This window comes from Rubrobacter tropicus, assembly GCF_011492945.1.
Classification (GTDB): domain Bacteria; phylum Actinomycetota; class Rubrobacteria; order Rubrobacterales; family Rubrobacteraceae; genus Rubrobacter_D; species Rubrobacter_D tropicus.
On the sequence record NZ_CP045120.1, the window covers coordinates 141,950 to 164,678 of the forward strand.

The following is a 22,729-nucleotide window of genomic DNA, read 5'->3' on the forward strand; positions in this document are numbered from 1 at the left end:
CGACCGACCGCGCGTCGGACCGGAGAAGCGCGCCGAACCCGCCTCCGGGCGGCCCGGGGCAGGCGTTATCTCGGTCGAGCGAACGGGTCTGGTTCTTGTTCGGGAGGCCGCGACGGCCGGCACCACCGTCGCGCGGGTGGGTAAGTATCATAAATGTTGTGTGACGATGCTTCATTCTAGAGCACGCCGCGCGCCCATTGCAAGAAGACCGTGCTCTCCCTCATCCGGCCGGAGTGCTCGCCCCCTCCGAGGAGGACGCGAACAGATGGCTTGGCCCGACCCTTCGCGCTCGGATAGGCTGGTCCGCCGACCGGCGCGTCCTGTCCCCTGACAGGGGACGCGCCGGCCTCGATCATCCCCGAGCGCCCGCGATTCCTCCCGTAGAGCCGTGTTGGAAGGCGCGTCGAAGGGAGCCTCGCGATGGACGAGTTTGCCGAGGGCGGAGCCGCCGTCACGCGAGGGGCGCCCGGCGTGGCAGAAGCGGTCGCCGCACTACCGACCGCGAGCCCGTCGTTTCCCGGTTGGGAGGCGGCCCGCGACGTGTCCGACCGGCCACGCGCGCCGATCGCCGAAGAGATCCGGCCCAGGACGCGGCTCCGGACGGCCGGCGCCGAGGCCCTCTCACCCGCAGAGCTCCTGGCGGTGATCTTCTCCGCTTTCCCCGGCACCGGCGACGCCCGCACGCTGGAGCTTGCCGCGCGCCTGGTCTCGGAGCGTGGCGGCCTCCACGGCCTGCTGCGTTCCCCCGTACACGAGCTCATGGCCGTCCCCGGGATCGGCGAGGCCAGGGCCTCCGCCCTCCTGGCCGCCGCCGAGCTCGGCAAGAGGATGGTCTCCGCGCGCACGCCCGACCGCCCGATCATCTCCTCTCCCGCCGACGTGGACGCGCTCCTCAGGGGCCGCCTGGCGCACCTGGACAGGGAACGGTTCGTGGTCGTCCTGCTCAACACCAAGAACGCCGTCCTCGCGACCGAGATCGTCTCGATCGGGACCCTCTCCAGTTCCCTGGTCCACCCGCGCGAGGTCTTCAAGCCCGCCATCCAGGCCGGCGCCGCCGCGGTGATCCTGGTCCACAACCACCCCTCGGGGAAGACGGAGCCCAGCCGCGAGGACCGGGACGTCACGGGGAGGCTCGTGGAGGCCGGGGAGACCATCGGCATCGAGGTCCTCGACCACGTCGTGATCGGGGACTCCGCGTTCTCCTTCAAGGAACACGGCCTCCTTTAAATGCAACTTCGCCGTCCCGCCCGGAACCCATCGAGGGGAGGAGCATGACCCCGCCCCATGAGCCCCGGCGCGTCCTGCACCCCCGGGACCTCCTTTGCCCCCGCTGCGGCGCCGGCGTGGACCGCCCCTGCAGCTTCGCAGGACACGTCCAGAAGGAGATTCACTGCACCGAGCGGCTGCTCGCCCTCGGAGACCCCGCCCTCCGGGTCGAGGCCGCGCCCGAACCCCCGACGAAACCCCCGCCGGAGAAGCCACCGGCGCCGGAACGGCCCAAAAAGAGGCGTCCTTTGCCCCCCGCTCCGTCCGGACGAAAACCGGCGGCTCCCGAGGCGCAGGACGACGCGCCGCTCACGCTCTTCGGTTAGGAGGCCCCGAGATGGTAGTAGGACCCAAGAACTCCCCGTCCGAACCGGGCCGTGCTCGCCCCGCCCGGGTGGACGTCTTCCGCGCCGAGGAGCTCGCCGCCGGCGACCCCCGGCTCGACGGGGTGATGATCCGCGAGACCCTCGAAGGCGAGCCGGTGGGCAGGGCGCTGGGCCTGATCCGGTGGGCGAAGAAGCGCTCGCCCAGGAACCCGTACCGCAGGCTGAGGCAGTGGGCTCGCCGCAACGAGCGCGGCTTCTACTCCCCCGCGCTCCTCCGTCGCGACGCCGGCGAGGTCTACAGGGAGTACCTGGCCTTTGTCGAGACCAAGCGCCAGGAACACGAGGCCGCCACCGGCGCCCCGGTCCTCCCCCCGGAGCGGCTCGACGCCGTGACGAGGACCTTCTACGCCCCGCGGAGCCGCGCCGACCTCGCGAGGATCAGCCCGGCCGTCTGGGCGCAGTTCCACCAAGAGCTGGAGGCCGAGGAAAGGCGGGAGGACGTCGCCTGACCGCGCCGTCCGCGACGCCGCAGCGAACCGTTCTAATAAAGGAGACGCCTTGAAAGCCGACGCCGTGACCCTCTTTCACGGGCTCATCATAGATCCCGTCGAGGACTCCTCCTCCGACAACCTGAGCGGCCTAGCCGAGCTCCTGAGCCTCCGCGAGGACGCCGGCCTCGACGTCCGCCTGGGCACGTTCCCCTCCGGCCGTTTCTCCCCGGACGCGCCGCCCGCGACCGTCCTGCAGCTGGAGGCCTCCGGCTCGGTGGAGGACGTCGCGCCGGTCGCCCGCAGCGCCGCCGCCTTCGCCATCTTCCCGGACATCGGGGTTCCCAGCCCGAGCGTCGGCGCCAGGACCCACCAGCTCCTCGAGGGGACCGTCGGCGTCCTCGTAAGGCCGCTGGACGAGCTGCGCCTCTCGGGGAGGACCCTGCCGGAGAGGCCCGCCTCCCCGGCCGGCGGCTAGGAGGTCGGCCGTGGCAACCGTGACCTCCCGCGAGCGGCCCGCCTCGCGCGACCCGTTCGAGCTCAACCACCGCAACGCCGATTTGGCCGTCATGGAGCACCGCGCCAAGAGGCTGCACCTCAGGCACGACACCTGGGGGGAACTCGGCGCCCGCCGCATCAAGATAAAGGCCAGCGGCGCAAAAGAGGTGGGTACCCTGCTCAGGTTCCTCGTCGAGGCCCACCAGAGCTACCAGACCTTCGGGCTCCGCGTCGAGGTCGAGGACGACACCGAGCGCGAGCTCGTGCGCGGCATCGGCCTGCCCGACCACGTCTTCCTCGAAGAGCTCCCGTAACCCACACCCAACGAAGGAGACGCACCATGCGTAAGGACCAGCGCGAGGGCCTCAAGGGCGCCAGAATAGAGCTCGCCTACGGGGAGGGCCGCAACGCCGAGCCGGCCCTCTACACCCTGGGCGATACCGACGCCGTCGCCGAACGCATGATCGCCGACGAGCAGGAGAGCTTCACCGTCAAGAGCGGCGAGCTCCTCACCGCCTCGGGCCACCACTTCTACGCCCTCATGGAGCTCGACGCCTCTTTCTCCTACGAGAACTGGGGTTGCGGCGTCGCCATCGGACCCGCCGAGAACTTCCGGCTCCTCTGGCAGGGCGAAGACGACTTCGAGGCCTGGATCGCGAAGACGAAGGGCGAAGACCCCGACTTCGAGTTCTTCCCGTACCGGTGCTGCTACTTCGACCGGACCGACGCCGAGCGAGATCACCACGTGGGCGACGACGGCTGGAGCTTGACCCCCGGATCGCCTCCGCCTCCGCTGCCCCCGGACTTCTAGGCCGCAGCGCCGCGGTTGCCCGCCCGTTGCGTGGAACGCGAGGACGCGGTGCCCTCGCGTCAGGCCTCCGGTGAGAGCGGAGCGCCGATCGCCGCCCGAAGAACGCTCAGGCTCGGGGAAACAGCACGGGCTGCGGTATGCCGAAGGCGAAGCAGATCTCCTCGGCGAGCTCCCTCATCTGCGGTGGAGGGTCTGTGGCGCTCGCGGCCGAGATCTCCGCGAAGTCCTCCGCCCGCAGTTCCCGCCTGATCTGCGCGTTCGGCTCCAGGCACCTCGGCGCCTCTTGCAGGTCCAAGAAGTCGCCCCTGGGGTCCTCCCAGCCCTCGGCGAAAACGGCGAGGATGGCGCCCTCCGTCCGGGCGAGGTTGACGCTCAGGAGGTGCGGCGCCGCCATCGAGAGCCGCGCCCTCACGTCCGCGGCGAAGCCCAGGGTCTGCCAGAGCTTCGCGACGATCCTGGTCCCGATGAAGTACGGTACCTCCGTCCCGTCCGGCAACCCCGTCACGCTCGCCGGCGCGAACCCGTATTCCACGGACCCGTCGAACCCCACCCGCACGTAGTCTTTCACCCGGCCGTCGACCGGCCTCCCGTCCTGGTAGGCGACGCCCAGCGTCGCCACCCCGCCGAGCACGGGCCTCGGTACGGCCGTGGGGAGGTACGATCGCGCCCGATCGGGCTCGTACCTACGCTTATTCGGATCCAACCAGTCCACGAGGCTCGCGCGGTCGGCGAAGGCCGGTTCGGCGGGCGACGTCGGCAGCAGGAGAAAACTGGCCCACTGCGTCGCCGCCTCCACGCCCCCGTCCGGGGAGCGGGCCGAGAGGCGGCGGTTGTAGGGGCTGTCCCCGAAGGTTCCCGATGTTGGGTCGCCGTACCCCCTGCGCGTTAGCTCCTCCTCCAGTCCCAGGTACAGCCTGCGGGCCCTCTCCATCATCTCCCTCACCTCGTACTCCTCGGCGATCCTGTTCCCGAAGTTGCCCCGCCTGTAGAACCTGCCGTAGTAGCGGTTGTCGCCGTTGAGGGTGACCATGTGAGGCGCGGAACGGCTCGGCTGAGCCCTAACTACGAGCAAGCACCGGCTCGGGTCGCCCGAAAGCGGGAACGCCTGGACGTCGAGGTCCATGCGCGGCTGCACCCCGCCCTGCAGTACCTGCGCCACCCACTCCTCGACGTTCTGACGCCCGAAAGCGCGGGCCGTCCCCACGGCCGGTAGCTTCGGCGTCCGGTCGGGGTTTTCGTCAACCCCGTAGACGATCATCCCGCCCTCGGAGTTGGCGAGGGCGGAGACGTCCTTGCACATCTCGGCCCGCTCGCCTTTCGAGCTCCCTAGCTCGCGCTTGTAGTCCAGGGTCAGGTCCTCCGCACGGCCCTGGGCCAAAAACGCCTCGACGTCCGCTAGGATCTGCCGGGAGAGGGGTCTGCCGTCGAGCAAAATACCAGCCGCCTTTCCGCCAACTTTCCCGTCAAGCTCGCCGCCCACCCCGGGACTCAACAATCGCGCGAGCGGACACCGATTATCCCGCACGCCCGCCGCCGCTTCACCCGGAAACGGCCCGCGCCCGTCTCCGCCGCGCAAACCGCGTTCGGGCGGCGTGGAGCCGTCGGGCCCCCAGAGGGGGAAGCCCCGCCGCCCGCCAAAGGAAAGGAGTCTCAGTCGTGCGCAAGCCCGCCGAAAACTCCGCCGGTGAACGGCCGCGCACCCCTCGTCCGATACACACAAAGGAGATAAACACCATGGACCGTGCAACCCGCTGCCGGAACGCGGCAAGCACCGTACTCTCCATCGTCCGCCGACGCCTCTCCTCCAAGCCCGCCCTCCGGACCCACGGCGCGCCGGCGATCCGCGAGGCGCTGCAAGGTGCCGAGGGAGAGATACAAGACGTGCTCTATACCTCCTTCGCCGACAAGGCCGAGCACGCCATCGACGACCTCCTGGACGAGGCGAGGCGCCACGAGCAGAACGTCCGGATCACTGGCTACGACCCCAAAGAAGACGACCCGGCCTTCCGCTCCACCGCCGAGCGCCTCGGAGAGGCCATGCGGCGTGGCCTGGAAGAACTCGAGGAGCTCACCGGCCACGTCTGCTCCTTCTCCGAAGATCCCGACACAGGCCATCCCTCCTGCCCGGTGTGCGGCAACTCCGGTTTGATCTGAGCCGGGGCGGGTCCCCGCCCTTGCGAGGGACCCGCCCCGACCGGTTCCCTCCCCAGAACTTCGGCCGAAAGGAGACCGTGCGCGTGGCACAGACGATAACCACCCACGACGATCACTTCGTTTGCCCCTACTGCGCCGCCCGCATCCGCGTGGTCGAGGGCGGCTCCGGGCTCGCCGGCGGGTCCCGTTGTGGGCACCTTTTCAGGGTCGACGGAGGTCGGCACGGGCCGAAGACCGGCCACTTTGAGGCCCCGGACGATTACTTCGTCTTCGACACCACCCAACCCCCGACCGTCGGCGTCTTCGTCAAGCGCGACGATCCCCGGTACGCGAGGGCCTTCGAGGCCGGCCACGTCGATCCCGGCTGGCCGCCCCCGATCCGCTGACGCCTCCGCAGCAACGCATCACGTGCCGGGCTCATGCTCGTCGACAAGATAGACGAGGAGAGGTTGTGAGCGGCCCAAAGCCGTCGAAGATCTCCACTGGAAGGTGTTCAAAGCGAGCGCGGAGTTCCATAGGCGCTGCGGCCACCCGATGCCCGACCACGTCGCCGAGCGACTCGCCGAGGCTGACGGGCGCTCCGAACGACTGAGAAGGGCGAGTTTAGCGTGAGAGGCTGGCACCGTGGCAACGGCATCGAGTGGCACCAAGACCACCCCGACCGTCCTCCACTAAAGCAAGTCCCGAGGACCGCGACCGACAACGCCGGCGGCGGACTTTACACCCTCTACCGCCTTCGGTGGGACTCGGGCACGGAGAGGATCTGCGCCATGCTCTCGGGCCTCTACACAGGTTCCTCCGGGACATCACACCCACACAAAGGGGACGGACGGGCCCACCCGCCCTACACGGCCGCCACGCAACTCCTGGACCTCCTCACGGGCGAAGAGTTCGACATCTCCTCCCAAGACCGCGACGTCGAGGCGAAAAGGATCTCGGTCAGGGACCTGCCGCCGGCGCTCCGCGACGCCTGGCCGCGCGACAAAAAAGGGAAGCCCGTCAGGCCGGGCTTGGACGATTCGGGGAGCGGCCTGCAGGTCGGGAGCGGCGAGTTGCGGGAGTTGGCAAGGGCCGCGGGCTCCCCGGCTACCCCCTCCCAACCGTCGCTTTTTGAGGCGATGTCGTGAGGACGAGGTCGGGAAGACGGAGAACACCAAAGGGTCGAGAGATCCCCACGTTTGCATCCTGGGCGGGTAGCGCTTGCCCTCAACGACTGACCGAGGAGGCACGAGATGATCCGAGCCCATCTGTACTACGACCCCGGCGAGAAAGATCCCTACGACCGCGCCTTCCGGCTGGCGCGCCTGGAGCTGGCCGAACACCTGGCCGCCGAAGACGGCGTGCCCCACAGGAGGATGCAACCGGCCGACGAAGAGCCCGGCCTCTTCCTGGTCCTCGAAGCCGAAGGTCCCGACGGGCGGCGCCTCTTCTCGGGCCTCCTGCTCGCTCTCGACGCCTACGGGGCGTCGCAGTCGTTCTTCTTCGAGTTCGAGAGCCCGGAGGAGCGCCGCTACCTCGAATCCCTGCCTCTGTGCGGCGTGCTCGTGGGCTACAAGGGCTCGCTCGTCCCGCCCCTCGATCCGACTTGAGCGGCCGGCCGAAGGGCTACGCCCCGTGGAACCCTGCCCCCGAGACCCTCATCGTGCTCGCCCAGGTCCGCGAGGTCCTCGAGGAGTACGCCCGCTACGGCGCCATGACCGCCCGCCAGGTCTTCTACCGCCTGGTCGGCCAGCACGGCTTCCCGAAGAGCGAGAAGGCCTACAAGAGGCTCTGCGAGCACCTCGTCAGGGCCCGCAGGGCGGGCCTGATCCCCTTCCACGCCATCCGCGACGACGGCACGACGACCCTGGGAGGGGGCGGCTGGTCCTCCCCGGAGTCCTTCTGGCGCAGCGTCCGCTCCGCCGCGGAGAACTTCGAGCTCTCCCACCAGGACGGCCAGCCCGAGACGGTCGAGCTCTGGTGCGAGGCGCAGATGATGGCCGGGATGCTGGCGCGGATGGTCTCCGAGTGGCACGTCCCCGTGTACTCGACGGGCGGGTTCAGCTCGGTAACCGTCACCCACGAGATCGCCCAACGGGTGGCGCGCGCCGACGCGCCGACGGCCTTTCTCCACGTCGGCGACCACGACCCGAGCGGGCAGTCCATCTTTGTCTCGATGGCCCAGGACGCCGGCGCCTTCGTCGCCGAGCTCGTCGGGGCGCTCTCCGACCCCGCCGACGGCCGCGTCGAGGGCTTCTTCCACCCCGAGCGCGTCGCCCTCACCCGCTCCCAGGTCGAGGAGTACGACCTCGACACCGCCCCGCCCAAGAGCACCGACTCGCGCAGCAAGCGCTGGGCCGGGGAGACCACGCAGGCCGAGGCGATGCCGCCGGACCTCCTCCAGGAGGTGGTCCGCGACGCCGTCTACCGGCACGTGGACCAGTTTGCCCTGGACCTCACGCTCACCCGCGAGAGGCGCCAGCGCGAGGGGATCCTCGAGGCCCTCGACGGCGCCGCGTCCACACCCGAAGGGTAGAGCGTTCCGCCCGCGCAGCTGTGCAGGAAGGGGGCACCGTGCGACGTCCGCGCTACCTGATCCAGCTCTCCGGCGGCGTGGGCTCCTACGCCGCCGCCCGGCGCCTCCTCGACGGCGGGGTCCCCAGAGACGACCTCGTGCTCATGTTCGCCGACGTCCTCGGCGAGCACCCGGACTCCTACCGGTTCCTGATCGAGGCCGCGGCCGACCTCGCCGGCGTCCCGCTGCGCGCGGTAGCCCCGCTCGCCCGGGCGGCCCTCGATCTCCTCCCGCTCTCGCGCGAGACCCTGCCCCACCGCAAGGCGGCCCTCGCCGAGCTTTCTGGCGCAGCCGCCCGCGAGATCCCGAACCTCCTCTGGCTCTCACGAGGCCTCGCAGTCTGGGAGGTCTTCGAGAAGGAGCGCTTCATCGGCAACTCCCGGATCGACCCCTGCTCCCGCGTCCTCAAGAGGGAGCTGCTCAAGCGGCACATCACGGAGAATTACTCCCCCGACGACTGCCGGCTCGTGCTCGGCATAGACCGCACGGAGGCCCACCGCCACCTCGGCGCCTGGGCGCGCTGGCGGCCCTACGAGGTCCTCTCCCCCCTGTGCGACGAGCCCGAGATCTCCAAAGAGGAGATGCACCGGCTCGGCGAGGAGCGAGGCGTCGAGCGCCAGGAGCTCTACAAGCTAGGCTTCGAGCACGCCAACTGCTCCGGGGCCTGTGTCAAGGCCGGTCAGGGCCAGTGGCGCATGCTCCTGGAGACGATGCCCGACGTCTACGACTACCACGCCTCCGAGGAGCGCCGCCTCCGCGAGAACCTCGGCAAGGACGTCACCGTGCTGCGCCGCCAGAGAAAGGGCGTCCGCCGCCGACTCACCCTCGACGGGCTGCGCGAAGAAGAGACGCGCAGCCCCCGCCTGTCGGGCGGTCCGTAGCGCGCCGATCTCCAGCGCCTCCACACCCGCGTTCTCGCGGCCGGGCGTAGGGTCTAGACCCTCCTCACCCAAAAACGTCCGCGGCCCGGTCCGCGCGCCCCTCGCCCGCGAGGGCGCCCGTCCCGGACCGGCGTTCCTCCTTGCAGCGTCAACCAACCCGGGAGGTCGCATGGCCGCTTCAACCCTGGCGGCGCCCGGCACCAAGTACGGCCCCTGCGCCGAACCCTGCCCGCACACCGACTGCGCCCACACCCGCCGCATGGCCGCCGCCGTCTGCCCCTTATGCAACGGGGAGATCGGCTACGAGCGCCGTTTCTACAACGACGGCGACCCCGGAGGCTTCGACCTCGTCCACGCCCTCTGCGCGGAGGACCAACTCGACCGGCCGGAGCCCGACGAATCTACCGCGGGAGGCCTCCGGTGACCCACGACCCCGAGATCTGCGCCGTCTGCTGCGCCAACGACACCTGCGCGGACTGCTTCGGCACGGGCCACGAGCCTGACCGCCTCGACGAGACCTGTATGAGTTGCGGCGGCTCCGCCAAGGAACCGCCCATGCTCCCTTCCTGCTCGGAAGAGCGCTGCGGCGTCCCCTTGCCCGGCCCGCGCCCCTGATTCGTCCCGTCCCCAAGCCCAAGAAAGGACCCCCGATGAACCCCGACGCAACGGACCCCGGCCGCTTCGAGATAGAGGCCGGGACGATGGAGAGCTTCCTCGACCTCCTCTCCCGGCGCGAGGACGAGCGCATCCCCTCCGAGGACGAGACCGTCCCCCGCCGCGCCGTTTTCGTGGCGCCCCTCCGCCACGCCCGCACCACGGAGGAGGGCATCCCGATAATCACCAGGCGCGTCCAAGCCGCGTTCGCCCACGGCCGGGACCTCGTCACCCTCACCTACGTCACAGCCGACGGCTTCGAGATGTCCCCGCCCGCCGAGGACGAACGGCGCAACTCCGCCCGCCAGGAGGAGGTCCTGGACCGGACGACGGCCCGCGTCCAGCAAGGCCTCGAAGACCTCGGCCTCTCCCTGCCCATCCTCACCGCCTGGATGAAACTTCCGGGCTCCACCGGGCGGGCCGACCGAAGCGAGCGGGAAGGTTCCTCGTGAGGGGCGAAATCGTCTCCGACAGGACCTACAACGCCCATCAGAGCTGGTGGCGCGAGGTCATCGCCATCGACCACCACGACGCCGCGGGCACGAACGGCCGGACGAACCTGCGCTACACCGTCCGCTACAACGCTTACCGGTTCCAGTCCTCCGGCGTCGTGGAGCGCTGGTCCGGATCCTCGTGGGAGGCCGTCCACCGCATCGCCGGCGAGCAACTCCAAGGCTACGACCGCGTGAGCTACGTCTCCGAGACCTGCGACCCGGCCGTCTTCGAGGACGACCTGCTGGAGCTCGACCGGGTGGCCGGCATGGTGCTGGGTCTCGACTGAGCGTCCCCGCGCCCTCCTCGCCGACCGAAAGGACCCCGCAGCGTGAAGATCTACCTCATGCAGCACTACTCCATCGAGCCCGACTCCGAGTACAAGGCGGAGGCAACCGGCCTCGGGACCGAGAGGCCCGTTCACCTGGTCGCCTACGGGCCGACGGCCGCGCACGCCCTGGCCGACCTCAAGAGCGGGCTCGAGGAGCTCGGCTTCGACCCCTCCGGGGCGGAGATCGACGACGCCTACAACTACCTGGACGCCGACCCCGACGACGCGGCCCGCGAGGGAGAGAACTCTTGAGCGATCCCCGTAACCCTTTCTGGGACGATCTGCCCATCATCGACGCCTACACCCGCGAGGACGCCATAGACGACGGCGTCCTGGTCGACGTCAGCGGGCTCGCCGGCGAGGCCGGCTGCACCTCGCCGGCGAGGCCGGCTGCACCGTCCCCGTGGCCGTCACCAACGGCGTACACGCCGACCTGACCGAACCCATGCCCGAGGAGTTCGCCGGCGGCGCGGATGCCGACGAGCGGCTGCGCGACCTCCTCCGTGCGGGCAAGCCCGCCCTCGGCCGGGCCCTGCAGCGCTACGGGGAGCGCGTTCCGATCGCCCTCGTTCTCCGCTCCGGCCCCGCCCGACGCCGCCCCTACGAGGCCGTCGTGGTGGTGGCCGACGAAGGACAGGGCCCGGCGGCCACCATCATGCGCCCCGACGAAGACTGACGCGGCGCCCGAAGCCGGCCCTCCGCCCCGCAGCGCGAGGGCCGGGTGCCGCGACCGCTCATCGACAAACAATTCCCCCACAGGGAGGAGTACCGCAGTGAAGATCCGTTCCACGTCCGGCATGCTCTCGGGCCTTCTGGAGATGGTCGCCAGGGCCGTCTCCGCGCGCTCGCACATCCAGCTCCTTTCGGCCGTTCTCTTCGAGGCCGACGAGGACGCCAACCTCCTCACCATGAAGGCCACGGACATGGAGATATCCATCTCCCTGACCGCCGAGACCCCCGTCGAGGAGGGCGGGAAGGTCGCCATCCCGGCGAAGATGCTCCTGCAGTACGCCAAGAGCCTGCCCGAGGGAGAGGCCGAACTCGAGACCGACGAGTCGGGGGCCAACGCCACCCTCTCCTGCGGTGGGTCCTCCGTCTCCCTGAACTGCTACGCGCCCGACGACTTCCCCACCCTCCCCGAGTTTCCCGAACCCTCCGACGGCGAGGCCGACGGCTCCGCCGACGCCGACGGGACCGCGACCGCGGCGGCCTTCTCCGTGGACGCCGCGGCGCTCTCGGAGGCCGTCTCGAAGGTCCTCCCGTTCGCCAGCAAGGACGAGAGCCGCGCGGTCCTCATGGGCGTGCTCGTCGCCTTCTCGGAGGGCTCGGCCACGCTCGCCGCGACCGACTCCTACCGCCTCGGCCTCAACAGCCAGAAGCTCGACGGCGCCGTCGAGGGCGCGCCCACCGCTATCCTGCCCGCCCGCGCCCTCAAGGAGGCCGTGCGCCTGACGTCGCTGGCCGGCGAGGACGGACGCATAGAGGTCGCCATCACCGAGAACCAGGCCATGTTCCGCGCGGGCGAAGCCGGCCTCACCCTCGCCACGCGTCTCATAGACGGCAACTACCCCGAGTACGGGCGGCTCCTCCCGGACGGCTTCGAGGAGACCTTCTCCGTGAAGCGAGACGACCTGCTCACCGCCATCGGGCGGGCGCGGATCGTCGCCGGCAAGCAGACGCCCCCGCCCCCCCTCAAGCTGGCGTTTTCCCACGAGGAGGGCACGTTGGGAGGCGGGGAGGTAGCCATCTCCCTGGCCGCCGACACGGGTGCTGCCACCGAGGTCCTCTCCGCCGACGTGCCCGAGGGCAAGGCGTTCGAGATCTGCTTCAACCCGCACTACCTCGCCGAGGCCGTCTCCTCGATCTCGGACGAGACCGTGGCCCTGCGCCTCAACGAGTCCCTCAAGCCCGCCGTCTTGAGGCCCGCCGCGGAACTGGCGGCCGAGGCCACGAACGGATCGGCCGGCACAGACCCCGAGGGACCGCCGGACGGCTACCTCCACCTCATCATGCCCATGCGCGATCCGTCCCGGAACGGCTCGTAGCCTTCTGCTTCTCTGCCCCCGCCAACCGGAAAGGAGACCACGTTGGAGACCCAAGACCCCGTTCGGCACGCCCTCGACGCCCAGGCCCCCGCGGAGGCCGTCGAAGCCCCCGTCGACGACGCCGCCATGATAGCCGCCATGCGCTCGTACAGGGAGGCGAAGGCCGACCTCGAAGTGCGTAAGGAGCGGGGCGCCGCCTACCTCAAGCAGGTCGAGGAGGAGATCAAGGCGGACCTCGCCAACGCCGAAGAGGATCTGGAGAGGCTCCGCTCCTCCATGCTCACCTTCCTCACCGAGCACAACGGCGGGAAGAAGTTCAACGTCCCCGGCATCGGTACCGCCACCACCACCGCGCGCACCACGGTGAAGATCGCCGACCAGGAGGCGTTCGTGGCCGCCGTGCCCCCGGACCGGCGCGACTCCCTCTTCGACCTCAAGCTCAACAACTCCCGGGCCAAGGCCCTCGCGAAGAAGGCGCTGGACGAAGACGGCCAGCAACTGCCCGGCGTCGAGGCCGGCCGGATCACCTCCCTCTCCGTGAGGCTCTCCGGCGACTGACGCGCCCGCCTTTCCACCGATCCCGGCCCGCCGCAAGCCGAGGAGGCGACCATGACCGTAATCAACAATCCGCTCAGGCCCACGGAGTACCGCTTCACCGGCGTCTTCCTGCCGGTCGGGCGCGACCACGTCCACTCCGACCGCCGTGGCCACGCCTGCGCCGTCGTCGGCTACGACCTCGACCTCGACCGGGACGCCCCGCTCACTTTTCTCGTTCGCTTCGCCGACGGCTTCGAGACCCACGTCTTCCCCGAAGAGGTGGACGAACACGCCCCTTACCGCGCCGAGAACCCCACGGTGCCCGAAGCGCCGCGCGACGGGGAAATCCCCGGCGCCGAACGCTACAGGCAGGCGCGGCAACTCCGCGAGCGAATCATCGCTGCCCGCGTCGCCTCGCACAGGGAGGTCCTCTTCGGGGACAAATTCGACGGCACCCCGAACTCCGACCACCGCGCCGGCGAGGAGGCGGCACTCCGCTCCTACGCGGAGGCCTTCGGTTTCGAGGTCCCCTCCGACGCGGAGGTTCTGGAGATCTCGCTCGACCGTCTGGAGGACGAAAACCCCGAGAGCGATGTGATCGCCTTCTTCGCGCGCGCCATGCGCGCCGGCGAGAGTTGGGAGGGACGAGGATGAGCAAGCGCAGAACCTTCGGCGTGCTCGTGCAGAAGCGCAGCGACCAGCAGCCGCCCACCTACTCCGCCGGCGTCGTCTGGGGCGCCATGCCCTTCCTCACCGGCGTCGAGGAGGGACCCACCCCCGAAGCCGCCGTCGCCGCGCTCGAAGGCGCGGTGCGGCGTCTCGGCTACGACCCCACCGTCCTGGTCTTCGACACCCTGGAGGCCGCCCAGGCGGAGGGGCGCAGGAGGATCGGCGCCGAAGACGTCCTCCACCACCTTCACCTCGCCGCCGGAAGGCTGCCCGAGCTCCTGGCCGGTGAGGGCGGCGCGGCCGACGAGCGCGACAGTGAGGCGCTCGAAGGCCTCGACCGCGCGGTCCGCGCGGTCCACGCCGTGGCCGACAGCGCCTACGACCGGGAGAAGCTGGAGGCCCGGGTCCCGATCAGGGACGGCCGCATCGTCTGCCCGAACGCAAATTGCGGCCCTGGCGACCCCGACATCTACTTCACCGCCACCGCAGACTCCCTGGCGACCGCCCACCTCTCCCCCACCGGCGACCTCCGGACCTGGAAGGACGTCTCCGTCTCCGACGAGGGCTACCGCGAGGTCCGCTGCGGGGCCTGCGGCACGGACCTCGGCGACCTCACCCTGGAGGACCTCCAAGCCCTAGGAGATCACCCGAAGAAGGAGGAGGACGAACCGGAGGCCCCGTCGTGTTGACGTGCGCGAACTCCGAGTGCCCCTCCAACGGCCCGGACGACCCCGGCGCCGGCTTCGAGCGGCGGGAGTACGTCCGCCGGGAGATCCTCGTGGATAGGGCCGACGAACCCAAGGACGACGAGGGCATCATCACCGACCCGCTAGGTGCCGCGAGAACATACCGCTGCCTCTCCTGCGGCGGCCACGACGTCCACGACCGCTAGCGATACCCGGAGGCGACGATGATAACCGAGATGCACCCCTGCAAGAGGTGCGGCGGCGAGCGCTTCGAGGTCGCCGTAAAGAACCACTACGAGTTCGTGATCGAGGACGCCCCCGACGCCGCCAAGATCGAGCCGCTGGGCGGCACCGTAGGCGACGTGACGTGCTCCACGTGCGGACGGCTCGCCATGACCCCGGAGCAGCTCACCGAGGAGGAGAAAGAGTTCCTCCTCGAGCGCAAGGAGGTAACGGCTTGAAGGTGCGAGTGATCGCGGGCGTCCGCGACGTCAACCTCTCGGACCCCCTTTGCGGGACCTGGATCGAGTTCGTCTCGTTCCCCATGACCCTCACGGACTACGCCTCGCACGAACCTGGCGATCCCAAGATCACCGTCAACGACGAGGACGAGCTCGTCGCGTGGGCCAACACCGCCTTTGAGCCGGACGGCTACGAGATCTGGGACATGGAGATCCCGCCCGCCGTGATCGGGGCCCCCGCCCCGGACCTCGGCCGCCGCCTTGAGGCCATAGACCGCGAGATCACCGCGGTGAACGACGCGGGCGCATCCACCTCCGACCTGACGGCCGCCCTCGACGACCTCTGGCACCACCTCGACGGCCGCGCCGTCGCGAACGGGGGCCTGCTCTCGGAAGCCGCCGGCGAGCTGGAGGACTCGGCCCGCCGCCTCTCCGACGACGCCCGCGAGCTCGAGAGCTTCCCCCACGAAGCCGAGGCCGTGGAGGGCTACCGATCCCACGCCGTCGAGCTGCGAGAGACGGCCGCCGCGCTGCGCGCCTCCGCCGCACCGGCTTTGGGCCCCGAGGTCTCGACCGGCGCCGCCAAGCCCGACGAATATCAGGAGGAAACCCCGTGAGCGAGCCCGTCTTGTACCGCACCACCGTATCCCGCCAGCCCTCCCTAAACTTCCTCGAAGACGCCCAGGGGGCGATCCTCCAGGCCCAGGTCTTCTCCGTTGCCAACGAAATGTTCGGACCCTTCGGCCCCGTCACGGCCACCACGAGCATCGAGGAGGGCGAGGTACGCCTCGTGCTGGTGGCCCCGGACCCCGTTCACCTGACCGACCTCGCGGAAACCGTCATGCTCCGCTACGGCCACGAGCTGCCCGAGCCCGAGGAGGTCTCCTCCGACGCCAGCCAACCCCCGCTCTTCGCGTCCCAGAGCTCATACTCGGCGCGCGACGTCTACGGGACCGCCGGGCAGATGATCGTCGAAGCCACGGCGAAGGCATACATGCACGAGGCCTTCGAGCGCGAAGGGGAGAACTACGAGGACGGGCTCGCGGCGCGCTTCGCCGGCGACGCCCTGGCCTATCATCGCCTCTCCCAGCGCATCGGCGTCTCCCCGCCCGCCATCGAATCCGTCGCGCTCCAGGCCGGGCGCGCCCTCCTCTCCGCCGTCCCGCAGGAATCGTTTTTGGGCGAGTCCCTCGCCGGCGCCCGCGGCGATGCCGTGCTCGACCTCCTCAAGGAGAAGGGCCTAATCACCGAAGAGGAGGCCGCCGCGGCGGCGCCCCCCACCGACTGATGCCGGCGCGCCGCCCCGAGCCCGCCGTCCAGCCCGAGTTGGACTTCCTCGGCGCCGCCTCGAAGGCCCGCAAGCGCCGAAAACGCCTCAAGCGCGACGTGGCCCGCGCCGACCGCGTCCGCAGGGAGGGGCTGCTGCGCGTCCGCGACGTCCCGTGTCCCCACTGCGGGGCGCCCCCGTTTCGCTCCGTGAAGCGCGGGGGCGAGCACGACTGCCGCACCCCCGGCGGCCTCCGCACCCACGGCCGCTCGCTGCCGGGCGGCGAGTACCACAAGTCGCGCCACGAGGCGGCCGAGCGCCTCATGCGCGAGATCCTCGACCGGGGCGAGGAGGCCAGGCGGGAGCTGCAATCCGAGTCCTAGCCGGCTCGACGATCCCCGAGGAGGTCCGATGAGCCTGCCCATGAGCGCCGAGGAGCGCTACGCGAAGAGGCGAAGCCAGCGAGGGCGTCGTGGCCCTCTCCCTCATGCAGACCCGCGGCCCGGAACTCCTCGACGAGGGCTTCCTAGACGAGGGCCGGCAGGGCGGTGAGGCCCTGGAGCATCTCCGCGACGTCCTGCACGACATCTCCGAGCAGCACGGCGTCCACGCCGTCTTCTGCGTCCGCTGCGGCGGCCTCGTCACAGGAGAAGATGGCCCCGAGGAGATAGACGATGAGGCCCACGCCGAATGTCCACGCTCTAAGTAAGGAGGCGACGAGCCGTGCTCTCCATAACCCTCACCCGCACCGAATCCTACGACCCGCTCTACGTCGTAGAGCAGGCCACCCGCCAGGCCGTGGCCCAGCAGATCGCCCGCGAGCACGCTGACCCCAAGAACCCCGAGGCGCTCACCTTCCACTACGAGAAGGACGCGAACTCGGAGGGCGACTACGTGGACCTGGTGATCTCCGGCACCGAGGAGCAAAGGATAAGCCTCGTCTTGAAGCGCCTGCGCGCCCACGGCTACGACCTTGAGTGCGAGTGGGCCTCCAGCGAAGCTGAGGACCCGCCCCACTGCGTAGAGATAGTCTCCTCGAACTCGGGCGACGGAGCGCTCCCCGCCCGCGCCCGCGAGGCGCTTGAGGCTATGGGCTACCACCACGTCCCGCTCCTGCGCGACCCGACGGCCGACGGTTGCTACCTGACCGCCATCCCCGAGACCTTCCCCAACAGGCAGGAGGTCACACTGGGCGACTCCGACTGGACCGTCTCGGTCGTCTACCGCTGACGCCCTCAGATCCGCTTGGTCGTCATGCCCCGCCCGGAATAGAGGCGGAAGTCGCCACGGTAACCCATCAACCGCAGAAGGTACTCACGCGCGAGGTCCTGGACCTGATCGTAGACCTCCTCCTGTTGGGAACCTGACATCCGGCTTATCCCCGCGTGAACAATCTCGTTGCGTAGCAGGACCGCCCTTTTCAGGTCCGGCTGCGCCATCCCGACGCCCTTGAACATCTCGTACAACAGGTTCTTGAACGGCCAGCTCTTACCGTTCGGCTTCCGGTAGTACCCGTCCACGAACGGGATGCCCCGCTCGGCGGCGTACGTGGACTTCAGGTTCTCCAGCAAAATGAACATCGTCGCCGCCTTGAGCTCGTCGGGCAAGAGCCTGGTTTCGGCTATCACGTACAGGTGTATGGCCGCCCGCAGCTGCCTGCCCTCCTCGTGCCTCCGGTACCCGTCCCAACTCCCCTCCAGGAACTCCCTCACCCTCTTGCCGCCCGAAAGGTCGAAGGCGGGCCGGAAGAAGCCGGTCTGCGCCACCGTCGCCCAACCCTCGCTCAGGCGCGGCTCCTGCTCGTGGCGCCACCGGTAGAAGCCCACGTCGGAGCTCGTGGCGAAAGACAGCAGGAACGACAGGCCCAGAAGCATCTCCCGGACCTCGTCCCTCTCCTCCGCGCTCACGTCCGCGACCACCACGGTGGTCGTCTCGACGAACTCTCCCCTGTAGTCCCGCGGATTTTCACCCAAGATCGCGGGCCGCTGGATCAGCTTCACGCGGCGCCCGCCGAGCGACAGTTCGATGGTGTCCCGGTAGGCGCGGCCGTCCCGTTCGGCCGCGCCGATCTCCCCCGCTATAAAGCAGTTCGAGAAGAACCCCTTGAGGTCAGCGGCCATAGCCGGGCAGCCTAACAAACGTCGCATCTTCGCACCCGCGCTTCCCAGCAGGGCGCGAGCGCCGGCCGCCCCGTTGGGCGTCCGCCCGGACGCTCGCACCCCGAAGGGCTTTCCCCTCCTTTCACCCCTTCATCACCACCATTCCCTTCGTCGAGCGCTCCGGGCGGGCCTTCGATCTCAGTTGGCCCGAAGAGAACCAGGAGGAGCGCCGCATGCAAGCAGCCGAGAACACACCCCAACAGAACGAGAGCCCCCGCGAGAAACTGCTCCGCGCGGAGCGCTCCGTCTCCGAACGCGTCTTCGAACGCGAGGTCCACATCCGGGGACTATCGGTCGGCATCCTCGCCCGCGCCCACGTGCTCCTCCTCGGCCCGAAGGGCTGCGCCAAGAGCGCCCTCTCGCGCCTCTACTGCGACCTCATCGCCTGGGACGGCGTCCCCGAGGGCCAGGACCCCTACTTCCGCACCCAGCTGCGCCCGGCCTCCACCGAGGACGAGATCTACGGCCCCGTCTCCAACGCCGGCTTCGAGGACGACACCTTCCGCCGCAACACCACCGGCATGGTCCCGCGGGCGAAGCTGGCGGTCCTCGAGGAGCTCTACACCGCCGGCTCCCTCCTGAAGTCGCTGCTCACCATAATGAACGAGGGCCTCTTCAAGAACGGCACCCTGCCCGAGGAGCGCGTCCCCCTGCGCCTCCTGATCGCCACCTCCAACGACGTGCCCGCCGACCGCGACGAGAACCTCGACGCCTTCCACGACCGCTTCCTGCTGCGCTACCAGGTCGACTACCTCCAGGACCGCAGGAACGTCCGCAAGATGATGGAGCGCGCCAACTCCAGCGAAGCTGCCGCCCGAGAGGCAGTCTCCCCGATCCTCACCGAGAGGGACGTGGACGCCGCCATCCAGGAGGCGCGAAAGGTGGACGTCTCCCCCGTCTTCGACGCCATCGACGAGATCCTCGCCGAGCTCGCCGACCGCGAGATCGTCCCGTCCGACCGGCGCCGCGAGGCCCTCGTCCACCTCGTCAAGGCGCAGGCCTACATGAACGGCCGAACGGCGGCCACCAGGGCGGACCTCGACATCCTCGCCCACGCGCTCTGGGAGGACCCCGACGGCGACCAGATACGCGCCGTCGCCGAGGTCGTGCTGCGCCAGGCGAACCCCCACGCCGCCGAGGCCCGGGACCGCTTCGACCGTGCCACGGACTCCTACAACAACGCCATGCGCGCCCACCGCGAGGCCGCCCGTAACCCCGGCGACGAGGCGCTCCAGCGGGCCGAGTCCGACGCCGGCATGAACGCGAACGTGGCCCTCAAGCAGACCACCGACAAGCTCCTGGAGCTGCGCGACGCCGCCAAGACGGCCGGCGCCGACACCGGCCTGATCGACGGCCTCCTGAAGAAGGTCTTGGAGATGAACGAGGAGGTGACCAGCAAGTGCCTCGGGATATGAGCGGCCCCAGCGACGAGCTCGACAGGCTCCGGGCGATCCTCTCTGAGCGCCGCCTCTCGGGCGGCTTCGTCAAGAACAACGTCGAACTGGACCGCTTCGAGGCCGGCCTCTTCCGCGACGTCCTGGACGCCGAACCCGAGCTCCGGGCTCTCGTGGACCGCGCCGGCGAAGACGCCCCGACGACCTTCGCCGCGCTCGTCTTGGACCTCTTCGTCTCCTTCTACAAGATGGTCCCGGCGCTCGTGGCGGAGGGCGCGGTGGACCCGCCTCACCTCCGGGCGAACCGGCCCTTTATCGAGAGATTGCGGGAGGACGAGGAGACCCTGATCGCTCGCCTCTCGACCGCCAGAGACGAGGTCGCCAGCGCCCTCGCCACGATCGAGGCCGCCAGGCGCTTTCTGCGGGAACTCCTCCGCCGACCGGCCCTCCGGGATTGGATGGACCACCAGGCCGAACCCCGGCCCGACGACCCCGCGACACCGACCGCGCCCCCAGACGCCGGGCTTCCCGACGACCGGGCCGGAGAAGAGCCTCGAGAGGAGCCCGCAGAGGTCGACGAAGCGCCCGGTCGGGACGACCCCCCAGCTCCTGACGCCGGCGAGGGGGCCGTTCCGCCTCAACTCGAGCCGGAACAGTTCTCCGACGATCCGCCGGCAGTGGACGTCCAGGACGACTTCCCGGACAACTTCGCCGGCGACCTGCGGGCGATAATCAGGGCCGCCTCCACCGCGGGTTCCGCCGAGGCCGCCGCGCACGCCGCGGCACTCCGCGCTTGGGGCTTGAAGCCCGCAGACCTCAGGACCGTCCCCGTCTCCGAGCGCCTCGAGCTCGCCCGCAAGCTTCGCACGAAGCGGATGCGAGACCTCGCGGACCTCCTCGGCAGGATGCGCAACCACCGCCGCGCCTCCGAGCGCCGCAAGGTAAAGGCGAACCGCGACGAGGTCTACGACGTCGAAACCTCCGGCGACATCGCCCGCTCCCTCCCCTCCGAGAGGGCCGGCGCCTTCGGGTCGGGCAACCCCCTCCGCAGGCTCGACTTCTACCGCCGCCTCTCCCAGCGGAAGGTCCTCTCCTACGCCCGCCGCACGGAGGAACCGGTGGGTCGGGGGCCGGTGATCGCGATGATCGACTCCTCGTGGTCCATGACCGGAGCCCCCATGGAGTGGGCCTCGGCCATCGCCCTCGCGCTCGCCCACGCCGCGGCCGGCGGCGGATCACCGGGTACCGGCGCCCGCCGCGTCCACGCCGTCTTCTTCAACGCCCGGATCGTCCTCGACGTCGAACTCGCCCCCGGCGAGAAGGACGTCAGGAAGTTCCTCGCCGTGGGCACCGTGGACGCCGCCGGCGGGACGAAGTACGAACCCCCCATCTCGCGGGCCCGCGACCTGATCTCCGAGTCGCCGAACACGCCCGAGGGCACGCCCGACCTCCTGCTCGTCACGGACGGGATCTGCAGGCTGCCCGAGGACGATACCGAGGAGCTGCGCGAACACAAACGTTCCCGCGGCTTCAAACTCGTCGCCGTCCTCGTCGGGGACGACGCCCGGGCCGGATCCGTCGAGCCCTTCAGCGACAAGGTGATCCGGGCCCAGGACCTCTCCCGCGCGAGCGGGGCTCGCGACGCCGCCGGCGCCCTCTTCGACAGCCTCTAGCCCTCCCGCGCGGGGCGCCTCCACTCAGCAGCGTAAGCGCCCCGCGCGGCCCCGTCGATACACCCGAACGGTGCGTGCCCCAACCCACGAAAGGAGCTTCCCCGTGTTAGCAGCCCAGGCCGCCTTCGACCTCTTCGAGAACAGCTCGGACCCGGATAAGGACTCCGGGATCACCGCCCTCGGGCCCAACGCCCGTAGGGGCCTGAAGGACGGCGACGGCCCCGGCTCGGCATCCGACGACGTCCTGCTCGGCGAGCTCGTCTGGTTCTCCGTCTCCGACGCCGTCAGGCTCGTGCCCGAGACGCTCACCGCCGTCCTCGAGGCGGCCTCGCTCGACGCGGAGCGCCTGGTGCCGCGCCTGCCCTCCCCCACCTCGGCCCTCAGCCGCGCCGCGGAGGCCGCGGAGGTGAAGCGGCGCAAGCTCACCAAGGACCGCGCGGGCAACGACGTCCAGGAGGAGCTCTACGTGAGCGTGCTGCTCCGGACCGCCTCCCGCGGCGTCAAGCAGCTCGTCACCGAGGTCCTCGACGCCGCGAACTCCCGCCTCTCGTACCGCCCCGTGGCGAAGGTCTCCCCGGGCTACGAGAACGGCAAGCCCGACGGCACCGTCGCCGTCGAGCGCGACGCCGAAGGCGGCGACGTGCCCGACGCGGAGCTCTTCGAGGCCGAGGTGGACACCATAACCGACCTCCGGACCCACTATGCCTTCGAGAAGGACCGCCACGACGGCGAGGCCGCCCGGCGGGTGCTCGGGCGGGTGCTCTTCGAGGCCAACGCTGTCCCCTTGAGGAACTCCGGCGGCATGTACTTCGTCCCCGAGGCCCACGCCGAGTTCGCCCGCAAGATCCTCCTCTTCGTCGAGGAAGTCCGTCTCCGCGCGGAGAACGCCCCCACGCGAGTAGCCCGCCCCTCGATGGCGATGAAGGTCCCGCTCGTCGACCGGGAGGAGTACCGCGAGGTCCTCGCAGAGAGCGTCGAGTTCTTCGTGAAGAAGGAGGCCGAGAGCCTCATCAAGGAGATGGCCTCGCTGGTGAAGGGCGGAAAGACCGTCTCCGGCAAACGCGGCCGGGGCTTCGTCGAGCGCGTGAGAAAGCTCAAGGAGAACGTCTCCGAGTACGAGGAGCTCCTGCAGATGCAGGCCACGGAGGCCCGCGCCAAGCTCGACATCGCCACCCGCGAGGCCAGGGCCCTCCTCCAGCGCATCGAGCCATGAACCCGACCGCCGTCCCCCGGGAAATCCCCCGCACCGCCCGCTACCTCGGCGACGACCGCTCCGGCGCCGAGTTCTGGCTCGCGGGGCCACACGTCTTCTCCGTTCCCGCCCAGGCTCGCCGTACCCGCCCCGTATGCTCCGTCGCCAGCTTCAACCGCCTGCAACGGTGC

Annotated in this window: 36 protein-coding genes; 33 read left to right on the top strand and 3 right to left on the bottom strand. The window is 70.0% G+C overall.

The window, feature by feature from the left end; all coding sequences use genetic code 11:
• Positions 1 to 176: 176 nt before the first annotated feature.
• Positions 177 to 356 carry a hypothetical protein gene (locus tag GBA63_RS23485; protein WP_207957268.1) on the bottom strand — a complete coding sequence of 60 codons (180 nt, stop codon included), beginning with the start codon at positions 354 to 356 and terminating at the stop codon, positions 177 to 179.
• Positions 357 to 540: 184 nt separating this feature from the next.
• Between GBA63_RS23485 and radC the strand changes: the two genes are divergently transcribed.
• The 6 genes from radC to GBA63_RS22715 are packed head-to-tail and all read left to right on the top strand — an operon-like array spanning position 541 to position 3,389.
• A complete protein-coding gene (radC, locus tag GBA63_RS22690) occupies positions 541 to 1,227 on the top strand; it encodes a RadC family protein (protein WP_407690865.1) in 687 nt (228 codons plus the stop codon).
• Between the two features lie 44 nt (positions 1,228 to 1,271).
• Positions 1,272 to 1,592 (top strand): hypothetical protein, encoded by a 321-nt coding sequence (locus tag GBA63_RS22695; RefSeq protein WP_166180767.1) that lies wholly within the window; start codon positions 1,272 to 1,274, stop codon positions 1,590 to 1,592.
• Between the two features lie 11 nt (positions 1,593 to 1,603).
• Complete coding sequence (locus GBA63_RS22700) at positions 1,604 to 2,101, top strand: hypothetical protein (protein WP_166180769.1); 498 nt, start codon at positions 1,604 to 1,606, stop codon at positions 2,099 to 2,101.
• A gap of 49 nt (positions 2,102 to 2,150) precedes the next feature.
• A complete protein-coding gene (locus tag GBA63_RS22705) occupies positions 2,151 to 2,558 on the top strand; it encodes a hypothetical protein (RefSeq protein ID WP_166180771.1) in 408 nt (135 codons plus the stop codon).
• 10 nt (positions 2,559 to 2,568) lie between these two features.
• A complete protein-coding gene (locus GBA63_RS22710) occupies positions 2,569 to 2,892 on the top strand; it encodes a hypothetical protein (protein WP_166180773.1) in 324 nt (107 codons plus the stop codon).
• Positions 2,893 to 2,918: 26 nt separating this feature from the next.
• Complete coding sequence (locus GBA63_RS22715; protein WP_166180775.1) at positions 2,919 to 3,389, top strand: hypothetical protein; 471 nt, start codon at positions 2,919 to 2,921, stop codon at positions 3,387 to 3,389.
• Between the two features lie 106 nt (positions 3,390 to 3,495).
• Here the strand turns inward: GBA63_RS22715 and GBA63_RS22720 are convergent, their stop codons facing one another.
• A complete protein-coding gene (locus tag GBA63_RS22720; RefSeq protein WP_166180777.1) occupies positions 3,496 to 4,821 on the bottom strand; it encodes an AlbA family DNA-binding domain-containing protein in 1,326 nt (441 codons plus the stop codon).
• A gap of 302 nt (positions 4,822 to 5,123) precedes the next feature.
• Between GBA63_RS22720 and GBA63_RS22725 the strand changes: the two genes are divergently transcribed.
• The 24 genes from GBA63_RS22725 (at position 5,124) to GBA63_RS22840 (ending at position 17,350) form a co-directional block, all read left to right on the top strand.
• Entirely contained in the window at positions 5,124 to 5,543 is a 420-nt protein-coding gene (locus GBA63_RS22725; protein ID WP_166180779.1) for a hypothetical protein, read from the top strand.
• 83 nt (positions 5,544 to 5,626) lie between these two features.
• Positions 5,627 to 5,929 (top strand): MJ0042-type zinc finger domain-containing protein, encoded by a 303-nt coding sequence (locus GBA63_RS22730; RefSeq protein WP_166180781.1) that lies wholly within the window; start codon positions 5,627 to 5,629, stop codon positions 5,927 to 5,929.
• Between the two features lie 222 nt (positions 5,930 to 6,151).
• Complete coding sequence (locus tag GBA63_RS22735; RefSeq protein ID WP_166180783.1) at positions 6,152 to 6,670, top strand: hypothetical protein; 519 nt, start codon at positions 6,152 to 6,154, stop codon at positions 6,668 to 6,670.
• A gap of 105 nt (positions 6,671 to 6,775) precedes the next feature.
• Positions 6,776 to 7,132 (top strand): hypothetical protein, encoded by a 357-nt coding sequence (locus GBA63_RS22740; RefSeq protein ID WP_166180785.1) that lies wholly within the window; start codon positions 6,776 to 6,778, stop codon positions 7,130 to 7,132.
• Complete coding sequence (locus GBA63_RS22745; RefSeq protein WP_166180787.1) at positions 7,129 to 8,058, top strand: hypothetical protein; 930 nt, start codon at positions 7,129 to 7,131, stop codon at positions 8,056 to 8,058. Before GBA63_RS22740 ends, GBA63_RS22745 begins: the two co-directional genes overlap by 4 nt.
• Positions 8,059 to 8,096: 38 nt before the next feature.
• A complete protein-coding gene (locus tag GBA63_RS22750; protein ID WP_166180789.1) occupies positions 8,097 to 8,978 on the top strand; it encodes a hypothetical protein in 882 nt (293 codons plus the stop codon).
• A 169-nt stretch (positions 8,979 to 9,147) separates the two neighbouring features.
• Complete coding sequence (locus tag GBA63_RS22755) at positions 9,148 to 9,402, top strand: hypothetical protein (RefSeq protein WP_166180791.1); 255 nt, start codon at positions 9,148 to 9,150, stop codon at positions 9,400 to 9,402.
• Positions 9,399 to 9,593 carry a hypothetical protein gene (locus tag GBA63_RS22760; protein WP_166180793.1) on the top strand — a complete coding sequence of 65 codons (195 nt, stop codon included), beginning with the start codon at positions 9,399 to 9,401 and terminating at the stop codon, positions 9,591 to 9,593. The genes GBA63_RS22755 and GBA63_RS22760 overlap by 4 nt, the downstream gene beginning before the upstream one ends.
• A gap of 35 nt (positions 9,594 to 9,628) precedes the next feature.
• The gene (locus GBA63_RS22765) at positions 9,629 to 10,084 is read left to right on the top strand and encodes a hypothetical protein (protein WP_166180794.1); all 456 of its coding nucleotides are present in this window, start codon (positions 9,629 to 9,631) and stop codon (positions 10,082 to 10,084) included.
• A complete protein-coding gene (locus GBA63_RS22770) occupies positions 10,081 to 10,413 on the top strand; it encodes a hypothetical protein (protein WP_166180796.1) in 333 nt (110 codons plus the stop codon). The genes GBA63_RS22765 and GBA63_RS22770 overlap by 4 nt, the downstream gene beginning before the upstream one ends.
• A 42-nt stretch (positions 10,414 to 10,455) precedes the next feature.
• Entirely contained in the window at positions 10,456 to 10,707 is a 252-nt protein-coding gene (locus tag GBA63_RS22775; protein WP_166180798.1) for a hypothetical protein, read from the top strand.
• Positions 10,704 to 10,892, top strand: a complete 189-nt coding sequence (locus GBA63_RS22780) for a hypothetical protein (RefSeq protein WP_166180800.1) — start codon at positions 10,704 to 10,706, stop codon at positions 10,890 to 10,892. Before GBA63_RS22775 ends, GBA63_RS22780 begins: the two co-directional genes overlap by 4 nt.
• Positions 10,859 to 11,131, top strand: coding sequence for a hypothetical protein (locus GBA63_RS22785; RefSeq protein WP_166180802.1), 273 nt, complete (start codon positions 10,859 to 10,861; stop codon positions 11,129 to 11,131). Before GBA63_RS22780 ends, GBA63_RS22785 begins: the two co-directional genes overlap by 34 nt.
• Positions 11,132 to 11,228: 97 nt before the next feature.
• Positions 11,229 to 12,500, top strand: a complete 1,272-nt coding sequence (dnaN, locus tag GBA63_RS22790) for a DNA polymerase III subunit beta (protein WP_166180804.1) — start codon at positions 11,229 to 11,231, stop codon at positions 12,498 to 12,500.
• A 42-nt stretch (positions 12,501 to 12,542) separates the two neighbouring features.
• Positions 12,543 to 13,058, top strand: a complete 516-nt coding sequence (locus GBA63_RS22795) for a hypothetical protein (protein ID WP_166180806.1) — start codon at positions 12,543 to 12,545, stop codon at positions 13,056 to 13,058.
• Between the two features lie 51 nt (positions 13,059 to 13,109).
• The gene (locus GBA63_RS22800) at positions 13,110 to 13,691 is read left to right on the top strand and encodes a hypothetical protein (RefSeq protein WP_166180808.1); all 582 of its coding nucleotides are present in this window, start codon (positions 13,110 to 13,112) and stop codon (positions 13,689 to 13,691) included.
• Positions 13,688 to 14,395: a hypothetical protein gene (locus GBA63_RS22805; protein ID WP_166180810.1), complete on the top strand. Its 708-nt coding sequence runs from the start codon at positions 13,688 to 13,690 to the stop codon at positions 14,393 to 14,395. Before GBA63_RS22800 ends, GBA63_RS22805 begins: the two co-directional genes overlap by 4 nt.
• Positions 14,389 to 14,598 carry a hypothetical protein gene (locus tag GBA63_RS22810; RefSeq protein WP_166180812.1) on the top strand — a complete coding sequence of 70 codons (210 nt, stop codon included), beginning with the start codon at positions 14,389 to 14,391 and terminating at the stop codon, positions 14,596 to 14,598. The genes GBA63_RS22805 and GBA63_RS22810 overlap by 7 nt, the downstream gene beginning before the upstream one ends.
• An 18-nt stretch (positions 14,599 to 14,616) precedes the next feature.
• The gene (locus GBA63_RS22815; RefSeq protein ID WP_166180814.1) at positions 14,617 to 14,853 is read left to right on the top strand and encodes a hypothetical protein; all 237 of its coding nucleotides are present in this window, start codon (positions 14,617 to 14,619) and stop codon (positions 14,851 to 14,853) included.
• Positions 14,850 to 15,470, top strand: a complete 621-nt coding sequence (locus GBA63_RS22820) for a hypothetical protein (RefSeq protein ID WP_166180816.1) — start codon at positions 14,850 to 14,852, stop codon at positions 15,468 to 15,470. The genes GBA63_RS22815 and GBA63_RS22820 overlap by 4 nt, the downstream gene beginning before the upstream one ends.
• Positions 15,467 to 16,141, top strand: coding sequence for a hypothetical protein (locus GBA63_RS22825; RefSeq protein ID WP_166180818.1), 675 nt, complete (start codon positions 15,467 to 15,469; stop codon positions 16,139 to 16,141). Before GBA63_RS22820 ends, GBA63_RS22825 begins: the two co-directional genes overlap by 4 nt.
• Positions 16,141 to 16,503 carry a hypothetical protein gene (locus GBA63_RS22830; RefSeq protein WP_166180820.1) on the top strand — a complete coding sequence of 121 codons (363 nt, stop codon included), beginning with the start codon at positions 16,141 to 16,143 and terminating at the stop codon, positions 16,501 to 16,503. Before GBA63_RS22825 ends, GBA63_RS22830 begins: the two co-directional genes overlap by 1 nt.
• A gap of 89 nt (positions 16,504 to 16,592) precedes the next feature.
• A complete protein-coding gene (locus tag GBA63_RS22835; protein ID WP_166180822.1) occupies positions 16,593 to 16,829 on the top strand; it encodes a hypothetical protein in 237 nt (78 codons plus the stop codon).
• 14 nt (positions 16,830 to 16,843) lie between these two features.
• Positions 16,844 to 17,350: a hypothetical protein gene (locus tag GBA63_RS22840; protein ID WP_166180824.1), complete on the top strand. Its 507-nt coding sequence runs from the start codon at positions 16,844 to 16,846 to the stop codon at positions 17,348 to 17,350.
• A 5-nt stretch (positions 17,351 to 17,355) separates the two neighbouring features.
• Here GBA63_RS22840 and GBA63_RS22845 read toward each other — a convergent pair whose 3' ends face one another.
• The gene (locus GBA63_RS22845; protein ID WP_166180826.1) at positions 17,356 to 18,240 is read right to left on the bottom strand and encodes a hypothetical protein; all 885 of its coding nucleotides are present in this window, start codon (positions 18,238 to 18,240) and stop codon (positions 17,356 to 17,358) included.
• Positions 18,241 to 18,452: 212 nt separating this feature from the next.
• On the opposite strand from GBA63_RS22845, the gene GBA63_RS22850 reads away from it, so the two are divergent.
• From GBA63_RS22850 to GBA63_RS22860, 3 genes are all read left to right on the top strand, one after another.
• Positions 18,453 to 19,694, top strand: coding sequence for an AAA family ATPase (locus GBA63_RS22850; RefSeq protein ID WP_166180828.1), 1,242 nt, complete (start codon positions 18,453 to 18,455; stop codon positions 19,692 to 19,694).
• Entirely contained in the window at positions 19,679 to 21,346 is a 1,668-nt protein-coding gene (locus GBA63_RS22855; protein ID WP_166180830.1) for a hypothetical protein, read from the top strand. The genes GBA63_RS22850 and GBA63_RS22855 overlap by 16 nt, the downstream gene beginning before the upstream one ends.
• Positions 21,347 to 21,449: 103 nt before the next feature.
• Entirely contained in the window at positions 21,450 to 22,559 is a 1,110-nt protein-coding gene (locus GBA63_RS22860; protein ID WP_166180831.1) for a DUF6744 family protein, read from the top strand.
• Positions 22,560 to 22,729: the final 170 nt, after the last annotated feature.